Here is a 2,194-nt window from a genome sequence, read left to right on the forward strand (position 1 = left end):
CCCGTGGGCGCCGCCAGCGAGTTCGTCGGGGGCGGGGACGCGCATGGAGGTGTGGGTGTCGCGGTTGGAGTCGGGGCGGGCGCCGGGGACGAGGGAGACGGCGCCCCGGCGGCGTGCGGGGGTGCCCGGGGCGGTCGTGGGGAGCGGTTCCTCCGGGGCTTCCTCCCCCTCCTCGGACTCCGGCTCGTCCACCTCCAGCGGGGGCAGGCCCGCGAGGGAGGGGAGCTGTTCGCGGAGGCGGGCGGCCAGCTCGGACGCGCGGAGGCGGGAGGCGGGGCCCTTGGCGAGGCACTGGACGATCAGCTGCCACAGTTCCTCGGGGATGCCGGGGAGCGGGACGACCGTCTCGGTGACATGGCGCCGCAGGACCGCGCCGGGGTGGCCGCCGCCGAACGGGGTGAAGCCCGCGAGGAGTTCGTAGAGGACGGTCGCGAGGGCGTAGATGTCCACGGCGGCGCGGGGCGGGAGGCCCTCGACGATCTCGGGGGCGAGATAGTCCGGCGTGCCGATGATCTTCGTGGCGCGGGTGCGCTTCGGGGTGTCGATGAGCTTGGCCACGCCGAAGTCGGTGAGCAGCGCGGGGTGGGCGCCGCCGGGGCCGAGGGGGCCGCGCATGTCGAGGAGGATGTTCTCGGGCTTGACGTCGCGGTGGACGACACCGGCGGCGTGCGCGGCGGCGAGGCCGTCCGCGACGTCGGCGACGATCGCGACGGCGGCCTCGGGCGAGAGGCGCCGCTCGCGCTCAAGGCGGGTGCGCAGGTCGGTGCCCCGGACGAGGTCCATGACCAGGGCGAGGTCGTTGCCGTCGACCACCAGGTCGCGCACGGTGACGATGTGCGGGTGCTCCAGGCCGAGCAGCGCCGTGCGCTCCTGGACGAAGCGTCCGACCAGCTCCTGGTCCGACGCGAGGTCCTCGCGCAGCAACTTGACCGCGACGGGACCGTCCGGCCCCTCGCCCAGCCACACCGTCCCGGCGCTGCCCCGCCCCAGGATCTGGTTCGCGGTGTACCGGCTGCCGATCTTCCGTGCCAAGACTGCTCCTACAGACGCGCGTTGCCGCCGCCGCGGCATACCGGGACGCGGGGCACGCCGCGGCCCCACCCCGGGCCCCCGGACGACACACGAGGACTCCAGGGCGACAAAACTACGCGTCCAACGGGCCCACCTTCACCGCGGAGCCGGAAATCACCCTCTGGATGTCGACAAGTCCCCAGACTCGGGTGTCCGGAGTCACGCCCCGGACGGGTCGTCCACCCCGCTCCGGGACGATTCCGAGCACCTGACATTCGACGCGGGCGCCGCTGACATCCCATGCGGGCGCCGCCCTGTTCGAAGCCGAACACGACGGCGGCCGGGGCGGATGCCACCCCGGCCGCACGGACCCGTCAGTTGCCGCTCGACGCCCCGCTGTCGCCGGACGAGCTCCCCAGGTTGCCGATCCAGTCGCTCACCGAGCCGACCCAGTCGCTGAGTTGGTCCCAGTAGCCCTTGCCCTGGCCGACCCACTCGTGGAGGGGGGTCAGGTCCCAGATGAGCCAGCCCGCGACGAAGAGGATGACGAGGGTGAAGAGGCAGCCCTTGAGACAGCCGAGGCCGGGGATCTTCATGGGGTTGGCGCCGCGCTGGCGGGGGGCCCGGGGTTCGGGGGCCGGGCGCTGCGGAGCGGGTGGCGCGTAGCGCTGCTGGGGCTGGGGCGCGTACTGCTGCGGCGGCGGCGCGTACTGCTGGGGCTGGGGGGTCTGGCGGCGCTGCTGGGGCTGCTGCGGGCGCGCCTGCGGGGCGGGGTGCTGCTGCTGGGGGCGGGCGACCTGCCGCTGGGGGCGGCGGCGCAGCGGGTCCTCGTCCGGGTCGACGTACTGGACCTGGGTCTGGTCGTTGCGGTCGCGGGCGGCGCGCAGCTGGGTCTGCCAGGGGTGGGGCTGGTCGGGCGGACCCTGCTGGTCCTGGCCGAAGCCGCCGTACGGGCCGGGCTGACCGGGCTGGTTCTGCGGCACCGGGGGCATGACCGCCGTCGGGTCGGCCGCGCCGGCGGGGCCGGAGAAGCCGGTGTTCGGCAGGACGCTGGTGGCCGCGTTCGGGTCGTAGGCGCCGAACGGGCCCTGGGCCGCGTTGGTCGGCAGCACCTGGGTCGGGTCGGCGGAGCCGGGCACGCCCGGGACGGAGGCCGGGGCCGGGTCGGGGGCGAGCAGCGCGC

At 75.3% G+C, this 2,194-nt stretch carries 1 protein-coding gene and 1 pseudogene; both read right to left on the reverse strand.

Annotated elements, in window-relative coordinates:
* Positions 1-1,032: serine/threonine-protein kinase (locus GTW40_RS19970; protein ID WP_161181561.1), on the reverse strand; the 1,032-nt coding region annotated here is incomplete at its 3' end.
* Positions 1,033-1,385: 353 nt separating this feature from the next.
* Positions 1,386-2,194: pseudogene (locus GTW40_RS19975) on the reverse strand (serine/threonine protein kinase); the annotation flags it as partial.

It is taken from the genome of Streptomyces sp. SID4985 (assembly GCF_009863025.1).
In the GTDB taxonomy this organism is placed as follows: domain Bacteria; phylum Actinomycetota; class Actinomycetes; order Streptomycetales; family Streptomycetaceae; genus Streptomyces.